Annotated in this window: 17 protein-coding genes; 2 read left to right on the top strand and 15 right to left on the bottom strand. The window is 63.7% G+C overall.

Annotated features, from left to right (window positions below):
- Positions 1 to 65 precede the first annotated feature (65 nt).
- From P9236_RS20145 to glmM, 4 genes are all read right to left on the bottom strand, one after another.
- Positions 66 to 1,241 (bottom strand): phosphoserine transaminase, encoded by a 1,176-nt coding sequence (locus P9236_RS20145; RefSeq protein WP_278076245.1) that lies wholly within the window; start codon positions 1,239 to 1,241, stop codon positions 66 to 68.
- A 195-nt stretch (positions 1,242 to 1,436) separates the two neighbouring features.
- Positions 1,437 to 2,312, bottom strand: coding sequence for an outer membrane beta-barrel protein (locus tag P9236_RS20140; RefSeq protein WP_278076244.1), 876 nt, complete (start codon positions 2,310 to 2,312; stop codon positions 1,437 to 1,439).
- A gap of 208 nt (positions 2,313 to 2,520) precedes the next feature.
- Positions 2,521 to 3,339 (bottom strand): outer membrane protein, encoded by an 819-nt coding sequence (locus tag P9236_RS20135; protein ID WP_278076243.1) that lies wholly within the window; start codon positions 3,337 to 3,339, stop codon positions 2,521 to 2,523.
- 209 nt (positions 3,340 to 3,548) lie between these two features.
- Entirely contained in the window at positions 3,549 to 4,901 is a 1,353-nt protein-coding gene (gene glmM, locus P9236_RS20130; protein ID WP_278076241.1) for a phosphoglucosamine mutase, read from the bottom strand.
- Between the two features lie 367 nt (positions 4,902 to 5,268).
- Between glmM and P9236_RS20125 the strand changes: the two genes are divergently transcribed.
- Positions 5,269 to 6,117, top strand: a complete 849-nt coding sequence (locus P9236_RS20125) for a hypothetical protein (protein WP_278076240.1) — start codon at positions 5,269 to 5,271, stop codon at positions 6,115 to 6,117.
- Between the two features lie 555 nt (positions 6,118 to 6,672).
- Here the strand turns inward: P9236_RS20125 and ftsH are convergent.
- The 10 genes from ftsH to ybgC all read right to left on the bottom strand — a co-directional run bounded on the left by ftsH (position 6,673) and on the right by ybgC (position 17,118).
- Positions 6,673 to 8,607 carry an ATP-dependent zinc metalloprotease FtsH gene (gene ftsH, locus P9236_RS20120; protein ID WP_278076239.1) on the bottom strand — a complete coding sequence of 645 codons (1,935 nt, stop codon included), beginning with the start codon at positions 8,605 to 8,607 and terminating at the stop codon, positions 6,673 to 6,675.
- 105 nt (positions 8,608 to 8,712) lie between these two features.
- Positions 8,713 to 10,092, bottom strand: a complete 1,380-nt coding sequence (tilS, locus tag P9236_RS20115) for a tRNA lysidine(34) synthetase TilS (RefSeq protein ID WP_278076238.1) — start codon at positions 10,090 to 10,092, stop codon at positions 8,713 to 8,715.
- A 52-nt stretch (positions 10,093 to 10,144) separates the two neighbouring features.
- Positions 10,145 to 11,296 (bottom strand): tol-pal system protein YbgF, encoded by a 1,152-nt coding sequence (gene ybgF / locus P9236_RS20110; protein WP_278076237.1) that lies wholly within the window; start codon positions 11,294 to 11,296, stop codon positions 10,145 to 10,147.
- A 190-nt stretch (positions 11,297 to 11,486) separates the two neighbouring features.
- Positions 11,487 to 11,993: a peptidoglycan-associated lipoprotein Pal gene (gene pal, locus P9236_RS20105; protein ID WP_095804685.1), complete on the bottom strand. Its 507-nt coding sequence runs from the start codon at positions 11,991 to 11,993 to the stop codon at positions 11,487 to 11,489.
- A 223-nt stretch (positions 11,994 to 12,216) separates the two neighbouring features.
- A complete protein-coding gene (locus P9236_RS20100) occupies positions 12,217 to 12,594 on the bottom strand; it encodes a four helix bundle protein (RefSeq protein ID WP_278076236.1) in 378 nt (125 codons plus the stop codon).
- 37 nt (positions 12,595 to 12,631) lie between these two features.
- Positions 12,632 to 13,912 carry a Tol-Pal system beta propeller repeat protein TolB gene (tolB, locus tag P9236_RS20095; protein ID WP_278076395.1) on the bottom strand — a complete coding sequence of 427 codons (1,281 nt, stop codon included), beginning with the start codon at positions 13,910 to 13,912 and terminating at the stop codon, positions 12,632 to 12,634.
- A 79-nt stretch (positions 13,913 to 13,991) separates the two neighbouring features.
- Positions 13,992 to 15,146, bottom strand: coding sequence for a cell envelope integrity protein TolA (locus P9236_RS20090; protein ID WP_278076235.1), 1,155 nt, complete (start codon positions 15,144 to 15,146; stop codon positions 13,992 to 13,994).
- Between the two features lie 8 nt (positions 15,147 to 15,154).
- A complete protein-coding gene (gene tolR, locus P9236_RS20085; RefSeq protein ID WP_278076234.1) occupies positions 15,155 to 15,616 on the bottom strand; it encodes a protein TolR in 462 nt (153 codons plus the stop codon).
- Between the two features lie 9 nt (positions 15,617 to 15,625).
- Complete coding sequence (gene tolQ, locus P9236_RS20080) at positions 15,626 to 16,336, bottom strand: protein TolQ (protein WP_278076233.1); 711 nt, start codon at positions 16,334 to 16,336, stop codon at positions 15,626 to 15,628.
- 308 nt (positions 16,337 to 16,644) lie between these two features.
- Positions 16,645 to 17,118, bottom strand: coding sequence for a tol-pal system-associated acyl-CoA thioesterase (ybgC, locus tag P9236_RS20075; RefSeq protein WP_278076232.1), 474 nt, complete (start codon positions 17,116 to 17,118; stop codon positions 16,645 to 16,647).
- Between the two features lie 100 nt (positions 17,119 to 17,218).
- On the opposite strand from ybgC, the gene P9236_RS20070 reads away from it, so the two are divergent.
- Complete coding sequence (locus tag P9236_RS20070) at positions 17,219 to 17,572, top strand: hypothetical protein (protein ID WP_278076231.1); 354 nt, start codon at positions 17,219 to 17,221, stop codon at positions 17,570 to 17,572.
- A gap of 56 nt (positions 17,573 to 17,628) precedes the next feature.
- Here the strand turns inward: P9236_RS20070 and P9236_RS20065 are convergent, their stop codons facing one another.
- Entirely contained in the window at positions 17,629 to 18,531 is a 903-nt protein-coding gene (locus P9236_RS20065; RefSeq protein WP_278076230.1) for a metallophosphoesterase, read from the bottom strand.
- Between the last annotated feature and the right edge of the window lie 12 nt (positions 18,532 to 18,543).

Below are 18,543 nucleotides of genomic sequence, written 5' to 3'. Positions count from 1 at the left end.
ACGGCCTCCTTGAAGGGAATTGAGCGTGTTGGGAAATGGTGGCGGCCCACAGGCCGCCACGAATTTCAGGCCGCTGCTTTGAGCGACGCCTTCTGCGAGGCGAAGGCCCAGTCGAGCCATGGCAGCAGCGCTTCGAGATCGGAGGTCTCGACGGTCGCGCCGCACCAGATGCGCAGGCCGGGCGGCGCGTCGCGATAGGAGCCGATGTCATAGGCGACGCCTTCCTTGTCGAGCGCCGAGACGATGCCCTTGGCGAACGCCGCCTGACCATCGGCGTCGAGCCCCGCCACTTGCACGTCGGTGAAGGACAGGCAGACCGAGGTGTTCGAGCGCGTCGCCGGATCGACGGCCAGATGGCCGAGCCACGATGACTTGTCCACGAACCGGTCGAGCACCGCGGCATTGGCGTCGGCGCGGGCAATGAGCGTTTCCAGGCCGCCGATCGACTTCGCCCATTGAAGGGCATCGAGATAGTCCTCGACGCACAGCATCGACGGCGTGTTGATGGTCTCGCCCTTGAAAATGCCCTCGATCAGCTTGCCGCCCGAGGTCAGGCGGAAGATCTTCGGCAGCGGCCAGGCCGGCTTGTAGGTTTCCAGCCGCTCGACGGCGCGTGGGCTGAGGATCAGCATGCCGTGCGCGCCCTCGCCGCCCAGCACCTTCTGCCAGGAGAAGGTCACGACATCGAGTTTTTCGAAGTCGAGCCTCTGGGCGAAGGCGGCCGAAGTCGCGTCGCAAATGGTGAGGCCGCGGCGCGCAGCCGGAATGAAATCGCCGTTCGGCACGCGCACGCCGGAAGTCGTGCCGTTCCAGGTGAAGACCACGTCGCGGTCGAAATCGATCTGTGTCAGGTCCGGCAAGACACCGTAGCCGGCCTCGAACTTGCGCACGTCGGCAAGCTTGAGCTGCTTGACGACATCGGTCACCCAGCCGGAACCGAAACTTTCCCAGGCGACCATGTCGACGCCGCGCTCGCCGAGCAGCGACCACAGCGCCATCTCCACCGCGCCGGTATCGGACGCCGGCACGATGCCGATGCGATAGTTGGCGGGAACCTTGAGGATCTCGCGCGTCAGCTCGATCGCCTGTTCGAGCTTCGCCTTGCCGATCTTGGCCCGATGGGAACGTCCAACCGCGGCGGCTTTCAGCGCCTCGGCCGACCAGCCGGGGCGTTTTGCGCAGGGACCTGAGGAAAAATTGGGATTTGCCGGACGGAGTCCGGGCTTGGTGAGCGTCGTCATCGTGGTCTATCCTTCCAGATAGTGGCCCCTCGTTGGGGAGGGGTGGCCCACGGACGGCGATATGCTTTCAGCCTTCCGGCGTCAAGAGCAAAGTTTTTGTCGCTGGCGGGACATATGTCAGGTTTTTCATCACAAGGCGAAAAACGAAGACGGCGGATCGCAGGATCCGCCGTCCGCATATGAGAAGACGCCGTTTTACCAAAGATCGTAGCGCAGCCCGAGTTTGACGCTCTGATAATCGACGCCCTTGTGGATATTGAAGGCTCCGCCGTCATAGGCGACATACTTCGCGCTGGGCACCGCGAAATACTCGTAACCGAGGTCGACGGAGACATTCTTGGTGACCTGGTAGGACAAACCGGCGGCGAGCGAGTAGGCGAAATCGTAGCTGGCTTTCGAAGTCACCGCGCCATCGTAGCCGGCGGGATCGTCGCAGTTGAATTGGTCGACGGTCTGGAACCCGCCAGCGGTCGTGGTCGATGTCGTCTCGACGCAGTCACGCTTGCCGATCGCCCTGCTGTATTTGCTGTAGACCACACCAAGGCCCGCGCCGATATACGGCGTCAGACCGACATATGTGCCGAGATCGACATACCCGTTCGCCATCAGGCTGTAGGCTTTGTTGTTGGCCAGGTTGGAGCCTCTGCAAGGCGCCGAAGCCGGGGCGGTGGTTTGATTGACGACGGTGCCCGTGTTGACGTCCGAGATCGTCGTGGTGATCGAACCGTCGCAAGTGGTGACGAAGTTGTCGCCGAATCTGTTGGAGGGCAGAATGCCGAAATTCAAATCGCCGCGCAGATAGTCGTTGAAGTGGTAGCCCATGCCGATGCTGCCATCGAACAGGCTGTTCTTGGATGTGAAGCCCGCCGCAGTTTCCTCGTTGTTGTAAGGATGGCTGAAGGCGTAGCCGACGTCGCCGCGCAGGTACCAGCCTGAGCCGACCTCGACTGGCTGATAGTCCGGCGCCTGGTCGACATAGATTGGCGGATCGTAGTCGGCCGACACCGCCTGTGTCGCCGGCATCAGCACGATTGCGGCGAGCGCCAGTGCGATACGCGATTTTGATGTCATGGTCCCCGGCTCCTGAAGTTGGCGCCAGTCGCGAACGCGAGCACAGCTGCCGTTTCAACGAGTATTGTTAACCATAGTGGTTAAGTGCCGGTTAAGGATAACAGGCGGTTACCGAATTGATTTCGATGTGATTTAACCAGCCGCGCACAAAACGAAACCGCCCGGCAAAATGCCGGGCGGTTGACGAATTTCAGGATCTTCGAAGCGATTACTTGGTGTAGATCGGCTCCGGCTCCGGCTGGTAGGCGACCACCGGTGCGGCGCAGCCGTTGTTGCCGCCGAACTGGTAGCGCAGGCCTCCGCGCACCTCATGCGTGTTGATGCCGTGGTCGAACCCCGGCCCGGAGCTGCTCGTATCGAACTCGAACATGCGCCCGCCCTGGATATGGGTGAAGCGGTAGCCTGCGTCGAGGATGAGCTTGTCGGTCAGGCAGTAGGAAGCGCCGGCCATGAGCGCGTAGGCGAAGCGCCAGTTGGACGACCCCGGATTGGTCTCGGTGGTGTTCGGATCGTGGACCGTGTCCCACTTGATGTGCGCGCCGCCGATGCCGGCGCCGACGTAAGGCGTGATGCCGTGATAGGTGCCGATATCGACATAGGCATTGGCCAGCAGCAGCAGGGCGCTCATCCTCGACACCTCGGTCGATGTCGTGGTGAGGTCAGAGGTCTGGCCGTTGAAGTTCGACTTGAACCAGTAGTCGGCGGTCAGATCGGTACGGAAGTAATCGTTGACCTTGTAGCCGACGCCGCCGCCGAGCGAAAAGCCGCCCTTGAGCTTGCCGAAATCGAAATCGTTGGTGCCGGGCGGTGGGCCGTATGTAATGTAGTCGATGCCGCGCAAAGTCGACTTGTGATAGTCGATGTCGCCGCGGATGTACCAGCCACCGACGTCAACCGGCTGAGCCTCGACGACTGGCGGCGCCGCCTCCTCGACCGGTGGTGGTGCCGCGAGGTCGGCGGCGAGCGCCGGTCCGGCTACCCCCGCGAGCAGCGCGGCAAAAAATGCCATTCTTGCTGTATCGAACATGCTGTCACCCCTAAGAAGCCTCGGGACGACGCCGCCCGAGGTTGAACCTCGGCGTGGATAATGAATTGCAAAGGTTAAAGGCCGTTTAACCGTACCGATTAACCACGAATCCATGCAATCTTAGAGGGTATGCCGTTGTCCGGCCGGCACACCAAAAAGCCCGCTTGGCGGCGGGCTTTGGATGTGGCTAGGCTCGGCCGCGACGCCTGTCAGGCGGCGCTGCGTGTTTCCGAAAGGATGCCGACGATGTCGTTGACGACGGTTTCGACCAACTGCGGATCGTCGCCTTCGGCCATGACGCGGATGAGCGGCTCGGTGCCGGAGGGTCGGATGACGAGGCGGCCGGACCTGCCGAGACGGTTGCGCGCCTCTTCGATCGCCGCCTTGACCGGCGCCTCCTCCAGCGGTTTGCCGCCGGAGATGCGGACGTTCTTGAGAAGCTGCGGCACCGGCTCGAACTTCTTCGACAGCTCGCTGACCGGCCGGTTCTGCCGCTTGATGCAGGCCAGCACCTGCAACGCCGAAACCAGGCCGTCGCCGGTGGTCGAGAAATCGGAGAGCACGATATGGCCGGACTGCTCGCCGCCGACATTGAGGCCGTGCGCGCGCATATGCTCGACGACATAGCGGTCGCCGACCTTGGTGCGGTGCAGTTGCAGCTTCATGTCGCCGAGGAACCGTTCGAGGCCGAGATTGGACATCACGGTCGAGACGATGCCGCCGCCGGCCAGCCGCCCGCTCTGGTGCCAGGACTCGGCGATCAGCGCCATGATCTGGTCGCCATCGACAATGGCGCCGTTCTCGTCGACTATGACCACGCGGTCGGCGTCGCCGTCGAGCGCGATACCGATGTCGGCACGTACCTCGTGCACCTTCTTCTGCAGGCCGGCCGGATGGGTCGAGCCGCACTCTTTGTTGATGTTGAAGCCGTTCGGCTCGACATTGATGGCGACCACTTCGGCGCCAAGCTCCCACAGCGCCTCCGGCGCCACCTTGTAGGAGGCGCCGTTCGCGCAATCGACGACGATACGAAGCCCGGAAAGCGACATCGAGCGCGGCAGCGTGCGTTTGGCGAATTCGATGTAGCGATCATGCACGCCATCGACGCGCTTGGCGCGACCCAGCCCGTCGGAATCGGCAAGTGCCAGGTCGATGTCCTTGTCGAGCATGCCTTCGATGCGCTCCTCGATCTCGTCGGAGAGCTTGTAGCCGTCGGGGCCGAACAGCTTGATGCCGTTGTCGTAGTAGGGGTTGTGCGAGGCCGAGATCATCACGCCGATGTCGGCGCGCAGCGAGCGCACCAGCATGGCGACCGCCGGTGTCGGAATGGGTCCGAGCAGGAACACGTCCATGCCGGCGGCGCACAGGCCCGACACCATCGCATTCTCGATCATGTAGCCGGAAAGCCGTGTGTCCTTGCCGAGCACGACGCGGTGCCGATGATTGCCGCGCTGGAACGAAAGCCCGGCGGCCATCCCGACCCTCATGGCAACCTCGGCCGTCATCGGAAACTTGTTGGCGCGTCCGCGGATGCCGTCCGTGCCGAAATACTGCCCTGCCATGCCTGCCAATGTCCCCGTCGGTTTCAACCGCCCGTATTGCCACAATTGGGCCGCATCCGATCATCACATTTCGTGATTATATATTACCATTCCTTAGAAAATGATTGTCGCGGGCGGTTTAAGTGATTCGGCAGCCTACCACGACCTCTTACTGTAGCGGCAATATACCGGCCGCGGCGAGCTTTTTCGCCGGATGCGGCTTGGAAAAACCTTGTTTGCGCGACCAACCGCAAGCAATTCATCACCTTATCGGGAGCAACACACTTTGTGAGGGCATCCACGCCGGAAGCATCTGGCGCAGCCCGAAGTTGCGAGCTATTGATTTGGTATAGGGACACCACCTGGCGGCAGCAAGGGAGAAAACGCCATGCTTATTCATAGACTTGCAACATTGACGGGGCTCGCCGTCGCAGCCTTTTTCGTGGCGGCGCCGGCCAACGCGCTGACCATGGCCGAGTGTAGTACCAAGTACAACGCGGCCAAGGACGCTGGCACGCTCAATGGCCAGACCTGGAACCAGTTCCGCAAGGCGCAGTGCGGCAGCGATGCCTCTGCCGCGACCGACACGAAGGCCGCGACCGACACCAAGGCGGCCGAGACCAAGCCTGCCAAGAAGGCAAAGGACACCACCGCCGCAGCCGCCGACAGTTCGGCCAAGGGCCTGACCGCCAAGGAGTGCAGCGCCAAGTACCAGGCCGCGAAAGCCGCCGGCACGCTGAACGGCATGAAGTGGAACGACTTCCGCAAGACCGAATGCGCGGCCGGCGCCACCGCGGCGGCGACCGACACGAAGCCTGCCAAGACGGCGACCTCGACGGCGGCGGCAGCCGACGGCGGCAAGGGCCTGAGCATGGCCGAATGCAGCACCAAGTATCAGGCAGCGAAGACCGCCAACAAACTGAACGGCATGAAGTGGAACGACTTCCGCAAGGCCGAATGCGGCGCTGCCGCTGCCGACGACGACACCGTGCCCGCGCCGACCGAGGCGACCTTCACCAAGGAGCCGGCGAAGCCGACCGCCGCTGCGCCGAAGGGCGTGACCTTCCCGACCGCCATCTCGCCGAAATTCGCCACCGAGACCCCGGCCAAGGGCCGCATGCATACCTGCCTCGAGCAGTACTACGCCAACAAGGACGCCAACACGCTGAACGGCCTGAAGTGGATCCAGAAGGGCGGCGGCTTCTACAGCCTCTGCAACGCCAAGCTGAAGAGCTGATTTCTCGACCCATATTCTCCGAACAAAGGCTCGCGCATCGCAAGATGCGCGGGCTTTTTTCTTTGGATGACTTCAGAAGGCAGCGCCGTCGGCGACACTGCCAATCTCCCCTTGGGACTCCAGGGAACGCCAGTGATTGGCGAAGGCCGGCGCGACAGCCAATCTCCCCCCTCGTCGGGGAGATGTCTGGCAGGACGGAGGGGGGCGCGAAGGAACTCGACGCTGACTTCCTTACGCCTCCAATTGTGAAGCACAGACCGAGAAGGGAATTACCGCACGGCCCCTCTCCGGTCCCTTCGCGGCACCCCTCCCCGCGCTTCAGCAGGCGAGGAACTCAAGACTTGACAGGCCGCGGGACAGCGCCCCCCTCTGCCCTGCCGGGCATCTCCCCCACAAGGCCCACAAGGGGGGGAGATCGGCCGTGACGCCGACTTTCGCCAATCGCCAACGTTGTACCTTCAGGTCGTGGGAAGGTCGGCAACCCGCCTGGATTCCCCAAAAGCAAAACGCCGCGGAGATCCGCGGCGTTTTGAAGTGTTTTTGTCCTTCCGAACCTCACCCCTGCGGCTGCGGCTCCATGCCGCCCTCGGGCTCTGGGCCCTTCTTGCGGCGGCCGCCGGTACCGGCCTTCGGCACGGCCGAGCCGCGGCTGGGCGGGGTGTCGTCGCCAAGGTCGCGGGCGGGCTTGTGGCCGGCGATCAGCTGCTTGATCTCGTCGCCGGTCAGCGTCTCGTATTCGAGCAGCCCTTCGGCGAGCGCGATCCAGTCCTTCTTCTTCTTGGTCAGCACGGTCTTGGCGGTGGAGTAGGCGTCGTCGATCAGCCGGCGCACCTCGGCGTCGATGATCTGCGCCGTCTCTTCCGAGATGTTTTGCTGGCGCGCCACGGAATGGCCGAGGAAGACCTCTTCCTGGTTGTCGCCATAGGCGACATGGCCGAGCTTGTCGGAGAAGCCCCAGCGCGTGACCATGGCGCGCGCCAGCTTGGTCGCCTGCTCGATGTCGGAGGAGGCACCGGAGGTAATGTTCTCCTTGCCGAACTTGAACTCCTCGGCGACGCGGCCGCCCATCATGATCGCCAGCCTGGAGATCATGTATTTGTAGCTCATCGAGTAGCGGTCGCCTTCCGGCAGCTGCATGACCATGCCCAGCGCGCGACCACGCGGGATGATGGTCGCCTTGTGCAGCGGATCGGCCGTCGGCACGTTGAGGGCCAGGATGGCGTGACCGGCCTCGTGATAGGCGGTCAGCTCCTTCTCGGCCTGCGTCATGGCCGACGAGCGGCGCTCGGCGCCCATCATGATCTTGTCCTTGGCGTCCTCGAACTCGGCCATGGTGACGAGCCGCTTGTTGCGGCGCGCCGCCATCAGCGCGGATTCGTTGACGAGGTTCATCAGGTCGGCGCCGGAGAAGCCCGGCGTGCCGCGCGCGATGACCTTGAGATCGACGTTGGGCGCCAGCGGAACGTTGCGCACATGCACCTTGAGGATCTTCTCGCGCCCGACGATGTCGGGGTTGGGCACCACCACCTGGCGATCGAAGCGGCCTGGCCTGAGCAGCGCCGGGTCGAGCACGTCGGGCCGGTTGGTGGCAGCGATCAGGATGATGCTTTCGTTGGACTCGAAGCCGTCCATCTCGACCAGCAGCTGGTTCAGCGTCTGCTCGCGCTCGTCATTGCCGCCGCCGAGGCCGGCGCCGCGATGACGGCCGACCGCGTCGATTTCGTCGATGAAGATGATGCAGGGCGCGTTCTTCTTGGCCTGGTCGAACATGTCGCGCACACGGGATGCGCCGACGCCGACGAACATCTCGACGAAGTCCGAGCCGGAGATGGTGAAGAACGGCACGTTGGCTTCGCCGGCAACCGAGCGGGCGAGCAGCGTCTTGCCGGTGCCGGGCGGGCCGACCAGAAGCACGCCGCGCGGGATCTTGCCGCCGAGCCGCTGGAACTTCTGCGGATCGCGCAGGAACTCGACGATCTCCTCCAGATCCTCCTTGGCCTCGTCGACGCCGGCGACGTCCTGGAAGGTGACGCGGCCATGTGCCTCGGTCAGAAGCTTCGCCTTCGACTTGCCGAAGCCCATGGCGCGGCCGGAACCGGACTGCATCTGGCGCATGAAGAAGATCCACACGCCGAGGATCAGGATCATCGGCAGCCACGAGATCAGATAGCCGAACAGCGAGTTGGAGCCGTCGGTTTCAGGCCGCGCGTTGATGGTGACGTTCTTGTCCTGCAGCCTCGAGACCAGCGACGGATCGCCCGGCGAATAGGTCTGGAAGCCGTTGGCGTTGTCCGTGTAGTTGCCCGAGATGCGGGCGCCGGCGATGGTCACGCTCTTGACCCGGCCAGCCGAGACATCCTGCAGGAACTGCGAATAGGCAATCTCGCTCGAGGCGCCGCGCGTCTGCGGCGTCTGGAAAAGATTGAACAAAGCGATGAGCAGGACCGCTATGATCGCCCAGAGCGCGAGGTTGCGATAATTCGGATTCATCTATTGTCCTGTTGGCGTCCGCATGCGGACCCACGATGGTGAAGGAAGCTTGGGCCTAACATAGGGAGAGCGCCTCCCCTTGCCAAGCATAACAGCATGCCTCGGTTAAGCTTTCGCCCATGCTGCGTCGCGATCTTGGCCGCGAAAAGGCAATGGCGGCAGCGGCGGCGCGCCGATGAGCTTGGCGACCACCGCGGCGGGCTTGAGATCGAAGGACGGCAGGAAGCTGGCGAAAGGCGACACCACGGGGACGGTTGCCATCGGCGGCGGCGCGCCACCGCCGCCAGCGGAATCAAGGCGTTCGCCGTCGCGCCAGAGCGCGGGTTCTGCCGCCAACGCCCTGCGCATCAGGCTTGCCGGAACGTCGCCTTCCGGGGCTGATCGTCTGGCGGCGACGGCCCCCACGGGCGCGATCACCAACCCGCCCGGTCTGTCGCTCAATGTGATCCTGCGCCGGCCGTCCCAGAGGGCCTGGTCTTGCGCAGGAACGGCGGCGGGCAGATTGCGCGCCTCGCGGTGAAGGAAAATGCCGGTGCGGCGCGCATCGACCACAGTCCGCGACAATGTGGCGCAAAGCGTCCCGGACCGCAGACGCTCGAAAAGCGCCCGGCAACGCGCCTCGTCGGCGAGGAACGAGACGCCGCCGACCGTGGCGAGCAGGATGCGCAGCGCATAGTGGGCCGCTTCGCCGTCTTCGTCATCGGCGAAAGCGCGGTCGAGACGGATGAGCCCTGAAGCCGGCCTGCTGGCAAAGGCCCCGATCAGCACGGCGGCGCGGCGGCCGAGTTCCGCGCGTTCGGCGGCCGCCTGCCCGGCTTTTGCTATCGCCTGCTCGAAGCGCACCTCGCCATCGCCGCCTGCAAGCGAGATGCGCATGCGCGGCCGCTCGAAACGCTGGTCGGCATTGGTCGGATCCTCGGTCCAGCCGATGCCGCGACGCTTCAGCATCTCGCGCAATGCCGCGCGACGCGTGCCGAGCAGCGGGCGGGCGATCCATATGCGCCAGTCGTAGAGCGTGGCGGGCGCCATGCCGGCGAGGCCGCGGTCGTCGTGCGTCCCTCGATCGCGAACTTGCCGCATCAGCACGGTCTCTGCCTGGTCGTCGGCGGTGTGGCCGGTTACCACCACGCGGATGCCTTCCGCTTTGGCCGCCTCCGCCAGCAGTCGGTAGCGCGCCTCGCGCGCGGCGGCGGGCAGGCCGGTCGACGGCTTGCGGCCGGACCAGACGAGCGTGCGATGCGCGATCCCGTGCTCGGCGCAGAGCCGGGCCACGGCTTGCGCTTCCGCCGCCGAATTTGGTCTCAACGCATGATCGATCGTCACCGCCAGCAACTTTGCCGCGGGAAGGGTTCGCCCGAGATGGTGCTTGAGGAGAAGGAGAAGGGCGGTCGAGTCGCTGCCGCCGGACACGGCTGCAACGGCGCCGTTGGAAAAGTCGAAGTCTGAGAAAAGGCGGTCCGAAAGATCAGGCTCGATATCGAGCATCAGTGCATGTCGCCCAGAACCAGTCCCGAGTTTGGGACGTGTAGGAGAACAGCTAGCACGACGCCAGTGCCTTCTCCTGCTTGATGCGCTCCTTGAGCGTGCCCGAAACATCCGGATAGCGTTTGCCGATCTCGTTGAAGGTGGCGCAGGCCACATCGTTCTGCTTGAGGCCGACCAGCGACACGCCGAGCTTCAGCAGCATGTCGGGCGCCTTCTTGGCCTTCGGATATTCCTTGCTGGCGCCAAGGAAGACCTCCGCCGCGTCGCGGTATTTCTGCTGGCCAAGCAGGGATTCGCCCAGCCAGTAATGCGCATCCGCCGCCTTGGCGTCCTTGGGGAAGCGGGAAATATGATCGCGGAAACCCTGCTCGGCGGTGGGATAGTCGCCCGACAGGATGAATTGGTAGGAGTTGCGGTAGAGCTCGTCCGGATCGTTGGTCGAGGGCAGTGATGCCATCACCATGCCGCCGGACTTGCCCTTGCCGCTCTTGGTGCCGGCCTCCGCGGAGGGCGCGTTTGCCGTGGCTGGAGGAGCTGCCGTTTGCGAGCCCGCCTGCGGGTCGGATTCGGCGTTGACGACATTGCCGTTCTTGTCGACCGTGATGGTGCCGAAGGTCTTCGGCGGCGCGCCGGTGATCACCTTGCCCGGGTCGCCGGTTTGCGACTCGACGATGACCTCGCCGACACTCTTGCCGCTGCCGCCTTGCGCAGCCGTGTCGGCCGGAGCCTGCGTCGCCGGGGCCGTGGCGACGCCGGTATCGGCGCCACCGTTGCCGGTACCCGCATCGCCCATATTCGTGTTGCCGTTGCCGGTGTTGCCGTCCTGCGGCGTGGCCTCGGACTTTTTCTGGCCCGTGGGCTTGGCGCCCTGCGAGCCGCCTTCGAGCTGCTGGAAGCGAAACTCGTTGTCTTCCTGCTGCTTACGCATCTGCTCCTGCATTTGCAGGATCTGAAAATTGAGCTCCTCGATCTTGCCGTTCATCTGACGCAGCTGATCTTCCAGGCCGGTCATGCCGGCGCTGTCCTGCTGCGCCATCTGCGCCTGCTCAGGCTTCTTCTTGTCGCCGAAGATGCCGAGCGTCGGCAGGTGGAAGGTGAACCCGCTATCGGAGGATTGCCCGCTGTCTGCCGGGGCGGCGACGCCTGGAATGCTTGATACAAGCAGCAGCGCAAGCGTGCCGCTCAGGACCGTTCTGAAATGCATTATGTCTCTCGCCGTGAAATCTGTTGGCCTGATGCGCCTTTCCAAATCGGGATGGGAGGAAGCGCCCTCGCGCTCATAGCAGGACGCGAGACTTCGGCCAAATTTTGTTTCAGGCTGTCGCATATGAAAAAGGCGGCCCTGGGGCCGCCTTTCGTTTCCCGATGTTGTATTTTTGCCGCCCGGCGGCGCCTCAGGAGCCGGCGCCCGAAAGGGTGGTGACGGCGCGGCGGTTCTGCGACCAGCAGGAGATGTCGTCGCAGACGGCGACGGGGCGTTCCTTGCCGTAGGAAATCGTCTTCAGGCGATTGGCCGCGACGCCCTTGGAAACCAGGAAATCGCGGGTGGCCGCGGCGCGGCGGGCGCCCAGCGCCAGATTGTATTCGCGCGTGCCGCGCTCGTCGGCATGGCCTTCGATGACGATGGCATACTGCCTGTACTGGTTGAGCCACTGCGCCTGGCGCGAAAGCGTCGTCTGCGCGTCGGCGCGGATCGACGAGGAGTCGGTGTCGAAGAAGATGCGGTCGCCGATGTTGACGGTGAAGTCCTGCGCCGAGCCGGGCGTGGCCGCGCCGGCGCCGTTCAGGCCGAGATCGGCCGCGCTATTCGGGGTCTTCTTCGAGGCGCAACCGGTGATGGCGAGAGCCGCCACCAACGCGATCATCGCCGGATTTCTGGTAAGTGCTGCGATACGGCCCATGCCGCCCTCTCCTTAGCATTCGAGTGATTTCGTTGATCACCCAGTAACCACGTTTGGGTTAACCGGCATTCAAGAAACACGGTTAATATTTGGTTTCGGCCGCCGTCCTCGGCCGTTTTTTGGCGGCGCCACGATGCGCGCGCACCGTAGGCGGAAATTTGGCCAAAACATGAAAAAACGGGGAATTGAGGAACTGAAGAACTGAGGAACTGACGAAAAGAAATTAGGTCAGCTTCTCTCTGAGGTTCACAAGCATCCCGTGCACCTTGGCGTAGGATTGCCGCCACGAGTCGAGCTGGACCTGCGTGATGTATTGAAGGTCGAACGCGTATGATATCCACGTCTCCACTTCGCTGCACGATCCAATCGCCATCGAAACAAAGCGAGCAAATTCAGCCTTGGAGTGACTCTGCTTGGCAAATCCCTCAGCTAGATTCGCGCAGATCGCTTTGCTCGACCGACGCAATTGATCGGCTAGCGCGTACTGTTCGATTTTCGGAAACGCAAGCGTCGCTCTATGCACTTCAAGAGAAACGGCGTAGGCGCGCTTGTAGACCTCTAGGTCCCTCGCGCGCTCGATGTAACGCTCCGGCTTCTCCATTTCCCCAGTTCTTCAGTTCCTCAATTCCTCAGTTCCCCTACTCGAGAAGCGGCGACCACGCCGGATCCGAGGCGAAGTTCGACGTCGGAATCTGCTGTTCGTTGCGGCCGGTGAGATCGACCGTAACCAGCTTCGGCCCGCCGGCCGAGTCGCGGAAGAACATCAGCACGCGGCCGTTCGGCGCCCAGGTCGGCCCTTCCTGCTGGAAGCCGGAGGAAAGGATGCGCTCGCCCGAACCGTCGGTCTTCATGACGCCGATCTGGAACTCGCCGCCGCTCTGCTTGGTGAAAGCGATGAGATCGCCGCGCGGCGACCATACCGGCGTGGAATAGACCCCGTCGCCGAACGAGATGCGGTGCGGGTTGGAGCCGTCCGCGCCCATGACGTAGATCTGCGACCGGCCGCTGCCGCCGCCGCGGTCGGAGGTGAAGACGATCTGCGAGCCGTCCGGCGAATAGGACGGCGAAGTGTCGATGGCGACCGAATTGGTGAGCCGCGTCGTCGTGCGGCTTCTCAGATCCATGGCGAAGATATTGGAGTTGCCGTCGTCGCGCAGCAGGCTCATGATCACCTTTTGGCCGTCCGGCGAGAAGCGCGGCGCGAACGTCATGCCGGGGAAGTTACCGACCAGCTCGCGCTGCCCGGTCTCGATCTGCAGCAGATAGACCTTCGGCTGCCCACTCTCGTAGGACATGTAGGTGATTTCCTGCCGGTTCGGCGAGAAGCGCGGCGTCAGCACGATGGAGCGACCGTCCGACAAATAGCGCACGTTGGCGCCGTCCTGGTCCATGATGGCGAGACGCTTCTTGCGCGCGTTCTTGGCGCCGGATTCGTCGACGAAGACCACGCGGGTATCGAAATAGCCCTTTTCGCCGGTCAACCGTTCATAGATCGCGTCGGCGATGATATGGGCGACCCGCCTGGTGTTGGCGTCATTGGCGAAGAACTGTTCGCCGGCCATCTGCTGGCCGGCAAAAGTGTCCCAAAGCCGGTATTGGGCGCGGATGCGGCCGTCGGCCTCCTTGCCGACGCTGCCGGTGACCAGCGCCTGCGCATTGATCACCTTCCAGTCGTCGAAGCGCGGCGTGGCGTCCGGACCCGAGATTTTCTCGATGAAGGCGCTCTTGTCGATCGGCGCGAACAGGCCGGAGCGCTTCAGGTCGGCGGTGACGATTTCCGTGATCTGGGCTCCGAGCGCATCGTTGGACTGGAAATCCGTGATGGCGATCGGCAGCGGCTCGACATTGCCCTTGTTGACGTTGAGCTCGACGAGGGCCCAGGCCGGCAAGGTGGCGGCGGCCGTCATGCCCAGCGCCATGGCTGCAATCGTCAGGAGCGGCTTGAGGAAAGATCTCATGTCTTCTCGCTTCTCTTCTTTGATGGTTCAGACGCAAGGCCTAGAGGCCGAGCATCTCCCGTGGATCGAACGTGACCCGGATGTCGTTCCAGATGTCCTGCTTGCCGGCGGGAACCTGCAGGCCGGCCACGTCGCATTTTTGAACCGCGCGAACGGCGCTTTCGTCGAACTGCCGGTTACCGCTCGACTTTTCGACCGATGGACGGCCGTCGAGCTTGCCGTTGGTGTCGAGATTGAACCTAACCACGACGACAAAGTTCTCCGAGCCCTCCAAGCCCACGGGCAATGTCCAACAGCCGCCGAGCTGAGATTCCAAGGCCCCCTGCTCCGACTTGGAGAGCTTCTGGCCCTGGTCCTTTTCGCCGCCGAGCGATGACTGCTGTGTCGAGCGCTTGGCGCCGCCGCCGGACGGCTTCTGCTTGTCGAGCAGCGCGGAAATCTCGTCAGCGTTGAATTGCTTCTCATCAGACTTCGGCTTGGAGGAGGCCTCCTTGACCGGCTTTTCCGCATCCTTGCGTTCCGGCGCCTTGGCGCTCTCGGCGGGAGCTGGCTGCGGCTTCGGTCGCGCTTCCGGTGCCGGGGCAGAGTCCGGAAGCTTGGCCTCGTCGGCCGGCTGTTCCTTGGCGATCGCTTCGGCGACGGCGTCGGGCTTCACCTCTTCCTTCTGGATGGCGGCGGTCGTTTCCTTCGGCGGCGAAGGCGTGGGTTCCTTGGCCGGCGTCGGCTTGGGATCCGGCTGCTTGACCGGCTCGGGCTTGACCTCTTGCTTGGGGGCCGGGGTCGGCGCCACTTCGGTCGCCGGCACCGGCTTCGGCTTCTCCTGCGGCTTCGGCACGTCCTCGGCGGCCGGCTTCTCGGTCGGCGTCGGCGCCGGCGGCGGTGCGGACGTTTTCTCGACCGGCTTCGGCTTGGCCTCGTCGGTCACCGGTTTTTCGGTGTCGACGGTGTTTTCGCCGACCTTCTGGGCATCGGGGACGATGTCGGGGCGCTTGGTCGGCAGCGGCGCCGGCTTCTCATGCATGACCGCTTTCTTGTCGCCCTGCAGCGTCTGAGCGACAGCTTCCATCGGCACGATGTCGACCGCCACCGACTCCACGTCGGCGGCCGGCATGGCGGGCGGCGAGGACAGCGTGAACAGCCCGAAGGCTAGCGCCACGGCATGCAAGATGACCGATGTGGTGAGGCCGGTCCTCATCTTCGTGTCTATTGGTCCTGTTCCTGCAGCGAAACCAGGCCGATGTTCTTGTAGCCGGCCGCCGAAATGCGGGCCATGACCTTCATTGCGGTGCCGTAGTCGGTCGACTTGTCGCCGCGGATGAAGATGCGCTCGTCGTAGCCGGTCTTCGAGATCGCCTGCAGCTTCGCCACCAGTTCCTCGATCGGGATCTCGGTTTCCTGCAGGTAGATCTGGCCGGTCGCGTTGATCGACACGGTGATCGGCTGCGTGTCGACATTCAGCGCCTTGGCCTGCGTGTCGGGCAGGTCGATCGGAACGCCGACGGTCAACAGCGGCGCCGCGACCATGAAGATGATCAAAAGCACCAGCATCACGTCGACCATCGGCGTGACGTTGATTTCCGACATCAGGCCATGATGGCGTCCACGCCGCCTGTGGCCGCGTCCGCCTCGCCCTATGCCACCTGCGCTAGCAGTAGACATCCCCATGATCGTTCCTCAGGCCTTCTGCGCGACTTTTTCATCGATTTGGCGCGAGAGTATGGCAGAGAACTCGTCCGAGAACCCTTCCATGCGCACCGCGAGCTTGTTCGCATCCGATGACAGCTTGTTGTAGGCGATGACGGCGGGAATGGCCGCGAGCAGGCCAATGGCCGTCGCCAGCAGCGCCTCAGCGATACCAGGCGCCACGACCGACAAGCTGGTGTTCTTCGAAGCTGCGATCGCCTGGAACGAGGTCATGATGCCGATGACGGTGCCGAACAGGCCGATGAAGGGCGCGGCCGAGCCCGTCGTGGCGAGGAAGCCGAGCCGGCCCTCCAGCCTTTCCATTTCGCGGGTCAGCGCCAGGTCCATCGCCTTGTCGATGCGGGTCTGCAGCGCCAGCGGCGATTTCGCGCCCTTCTCGAAGCTCTTCTTCCATTCGCGCATGGCGGCGACGAAGATCGCGCCCATGCCGGTGGTCTTGCGATCGGCGAGCGTGCGATAGAGCTCTTCGAGCGACTGTCCCGACCAGAACACCTGTTCGAAGCGGTTGAGCGCCAGCCGCATGCGGCTGTAGGCGACGAGCTTGTCGATGATGATTGCCCAGGTCCAGATCGAGGCGCAGAGCAAGCCGATCATGACCAGCTTGACCACCCAACTGGCCTGCATGAACAGGGCCCATATCGACAAATGCGCGCCCGGGTCGGCGAGTGCGATGTTTTCCATGGCTACGTCCTTAAGAATTTTCCGGGCATCGCTGGCGGCTGGCCCATGGGCATCCCTTTGGTCCGATCGCGCGAAGCTTGAAGCTTGCGGGACAAGCCCCGAATGCACCGTTTCGCGGCCTTTTCAGGGCAAATATTGGTGAAAGGAAGGCGCACGAATTGCGCCAAACTTCACCAATTCCTTCATGAACCGTTATGGTTAAGGATGGGTTAGGATATGAAGCGCGGCGCATTGCCGCGCCTGACCGGCCGGCGCCATGCCTGGACGCGGCCGGCTATGCCCCAAGGCGAGGCCGGCGCGAGGTGAGGTCAATCGCTCGCTTTCGGCATAAAGGCGGCAATCCATTCCTTCGGAAATCTGCGCGGTCGGCCGTTCTCGCCGATGATCGCCGCTTCGACCTTTGCCTCGACCAGCACCTGGCCGCCGCGCTTCAGTTGCTGCGCCATGAAGATGCGGGCTCCGGAAATGTCCTCGGTGCGCGTCTCGATGGTGAGGATGTCGTCCATGCGGGCCGGCGAGCGGAAGTCGATCTCCATGCGCCGCACCACCCAGACGATGCGTTCGCCATGCTTGCCGTCCAAAAGCTCGGTGTGATGGACACCGGCGAGCCTGAGATAATCCGAACGGCCCCGTTCGAGGAACTCGAGGTAGCGCGCATGGTAGACGACGCCGGAGAAGTCGGTGTCGGCATAGTAGACCCGGGCCATCAGGCGATGGCCGGATTCCGTCAGCGCCCCTGAAAGGCCGGCGCTGAGTGCCGCCGATTCACCATGATCGTCCATCGCGCTTTCCCTTTCAGGCCCGAACGGGCACCTGTTCGTTCGCGCGCCCATCCCGGACTGCTTGGCGGCTCAGGGCGGCGCGCATGGCGCGGGAAACCGGATGGCACTGTTGGGCGCGATGATCAAGACCTTGATGGCGGTGCTGCTGGCGCTTGCCACCCTGGCGATGCCCGCCGAGGCGGCGACGTTCTCCATGAAGCGCGGCCTCAACCTCGACCAGTGGACGACCTGGACCGGCGAGGAGAAATGGAACGACCCGAGCGCCATCCTGTCCTATCCGGAATGGCGCAAGTTCCTGAAAGCGGATGACCTCAAGACGCTGATTGCGCGCGCCGAGGCGCATGGCTTTTCCTGGTCGGTATGGGGCTATGGCGGCGCCTTCGGCATCGTCGACGCCTTCGACGGCGACAAGGCCGAGCCTAATGTGATGGACGCGGTCAGATCGCTTCGCTGAGCAATTCCAGGAAAAGTGCGCGGCGGTTTTCCGCCCGGAATTGCGAAAATCTGGCACTAACCCAAATCGATCTGCAGGATCTCCGGCCGCACGCCGAAACGCACCGGCATGATGCTGAAGCCGAGCCCGCCCGACACGATCAGGTTGCGATCGTTTTCCACGACGTGGCCGTAGGCGAAGCGGTTGCCATAGGCGGAGGGCACGACAGGCGAATAGCCGAACAGCCGCACCTGCCCGCCATGGGTGTGGCCCGACAGCGTCAGCGAAACCCGCCATGGCACCTTGGTGAAAATGTCGGGTTCGTGCGCAAGCAGTATGATCGGCTCGCTGTTTCCCACCTTGGCCAAGGTGCCATCGAGATCGTCGAAGCCTTGGAAGCCGTAGCGGGCCTTGGCTTTGTTCGGCAGCAGCGCAAGCTGATCGGCGAGCCCTGCGATCCAAAAGCCCTGCCCGTCTTTCTCCAGCCGCACGACATCGTTCTCCAGCACGGGAATGCCGACATGTTCGAGCGCCTGGCGCGACTGAGTTGGACCGGCTTCCGGACGTTGCGCCCGGATATCCGTCCACCAGTCATGATTGCCGAGGATTGAGAACACGCCGAGCGGCGCCTCGAGCCCGGACAAAGCCTCAGCCCATTCCGCAACTCGAACCCAGCCAGTCACCAGGCGGGTTCCGGCCGTATAGTCGCCGAGCAGCACGATGAGATCGGGCTGCAGCGCATTGGCCTCCGCCGCGAGCGCGGCGATCCGCTCCGGCGTCATCCAGGGCCGGCAGGCATGGATGTCGGCCAAAGCCACCACGCGAAGCTTGAGCCCCGCCGGCCAATGTGCCGGTGTCAGGGCATAGCACTTCACATGGGTAAGCAGGATCGGCTCGATGCCGACCGCATAGGCGCTGAGCGACACCATCGACAGGAACGAGCCGCCGACAAGCCGCAGGAAGCCACGTCTGGTGATCATCGACTGGCGGTG

The organism is Mesorhizobium sp. WSM4884 (assembly GCF_029625675.1).
Lineage (GTDB): Bacteria > Pseudomonadota > Alphaproteobacteria > Rhizobiales > Rhizobiaceae > Mesorhizobium.
This window is presented reverse-complemented; position numbering and strand designations above follow the sequence as displayed.

Coding starts and splice junctions, on each gene's coding strand:
- tilS (WP_278076238.1), bottom strand. CDS start 10,092: ATGCTCGATATCGAGCCTGATCTTTCGGACCGCCTTTTCTCAGACTTC.
- P9236_RS20065 (WP_278076230.1), bottom strand. CDS start 18,531: ATGATCACCAGACGTGGCTTCCTGCGGCTTGTCGGCGGCTCGTTCCTG.
- pal (WP_095804685.1), bottom strand. CDS start 11,993: ATGGGCCGTATCGCAGCACTTACCAGAAATCCGGCGATGATCGCGTTG.
- tolB (WP_278076395.1), bottom strand. CDS start 13,912: ATGGCGCTGGGCATGACGGCCGCCGCCACCTTGCCGGCCTGGGCCCTC.
- P9236_RS20125 (WP_278076240.1), top strand. CDS start 5,269: ATGCTTATTCATAGACTTGCAACATTGACGGGGCTCGCCGTCGCAGCC.
- glmM (WP_278076241.1), bottom strand. CDS start 4,901: ATGGCAGGGCAGTATTTCGGCACGGACGGCATCCGCGGACGCGCCAAC.
- tolR (WP_278076234.1), bottom strand. CDS start 15,616: ATGGGGATGTCTACTGCTAGCGCAGGTGGCATAGGGCGAGGCGGACGC.
- tolQ (WP_278076233.1), bottom strand. CDS start 16,336: ATGGAAAACATCGCACTCGCCGACCCGGGCGCGCATTTGTCGATATGG.
- ftsH (WP_278076239.1), bottom strand. CDS start 8,607: ATGAATCCGAATTATCGCAACCTCGCGCTCTGGGCGATCATAGCGGTC.
- P9236_RS20145 (WP_278076245.1), bottom strand. CDS start 1,241: ATGACGACGCTCACCAAGCCCGGACTCCGTCCGGCAAATCCCAATTTT.
- P9236_RS20090 (WP_278076235.1), bottom strand. CDS start 15,146: ATGAGGACCGGCCTCACCACATCGGTCATCTTGCATGCCGTGGCGCTA.
- ybgC (WP_278076232.1), bottom strand. CDS start 17,118: ATGGACGATCATGGTGAATCGGCGGCACTCAGCGCCGGCCTTTCAGGG.
- P9236_RS20070 (WP_278076231.1), top strand. CDS start 17,219: ATGGCACTGTTGGGCGCGATGATCAAGACCTTGATGGCGGTGCTGCTG.
- P9236_RS20100 (WP_278076236.1), bottom strand. CDS start 12,594: ATGGAGAAGCCGGAGCGTTACATCGAGCGCGCGAGGGACCTAGAGGTC.
- P9236_RS20140 (WP_278076244.1), bottom strand. CDS start 2,312: ATGACATCAAAATCGCGTATCGCACTGGCGCTCGCCGCAATCGTGCTG.
- P9236_RS20135 (WP_278076243.1), bottom strand. CDS start 3,339: ATGTTCGATACAGCAAGAATGGCATTTTTTGCCGCGCTGCTCGCGGGG.
- ybgF (WP_278076237.1), bottom strand. CDS start 11,296: ATGCATTTCAGAACGGTCCTGAGCGGCACGCTTGCGCTGCTGCTTGTA.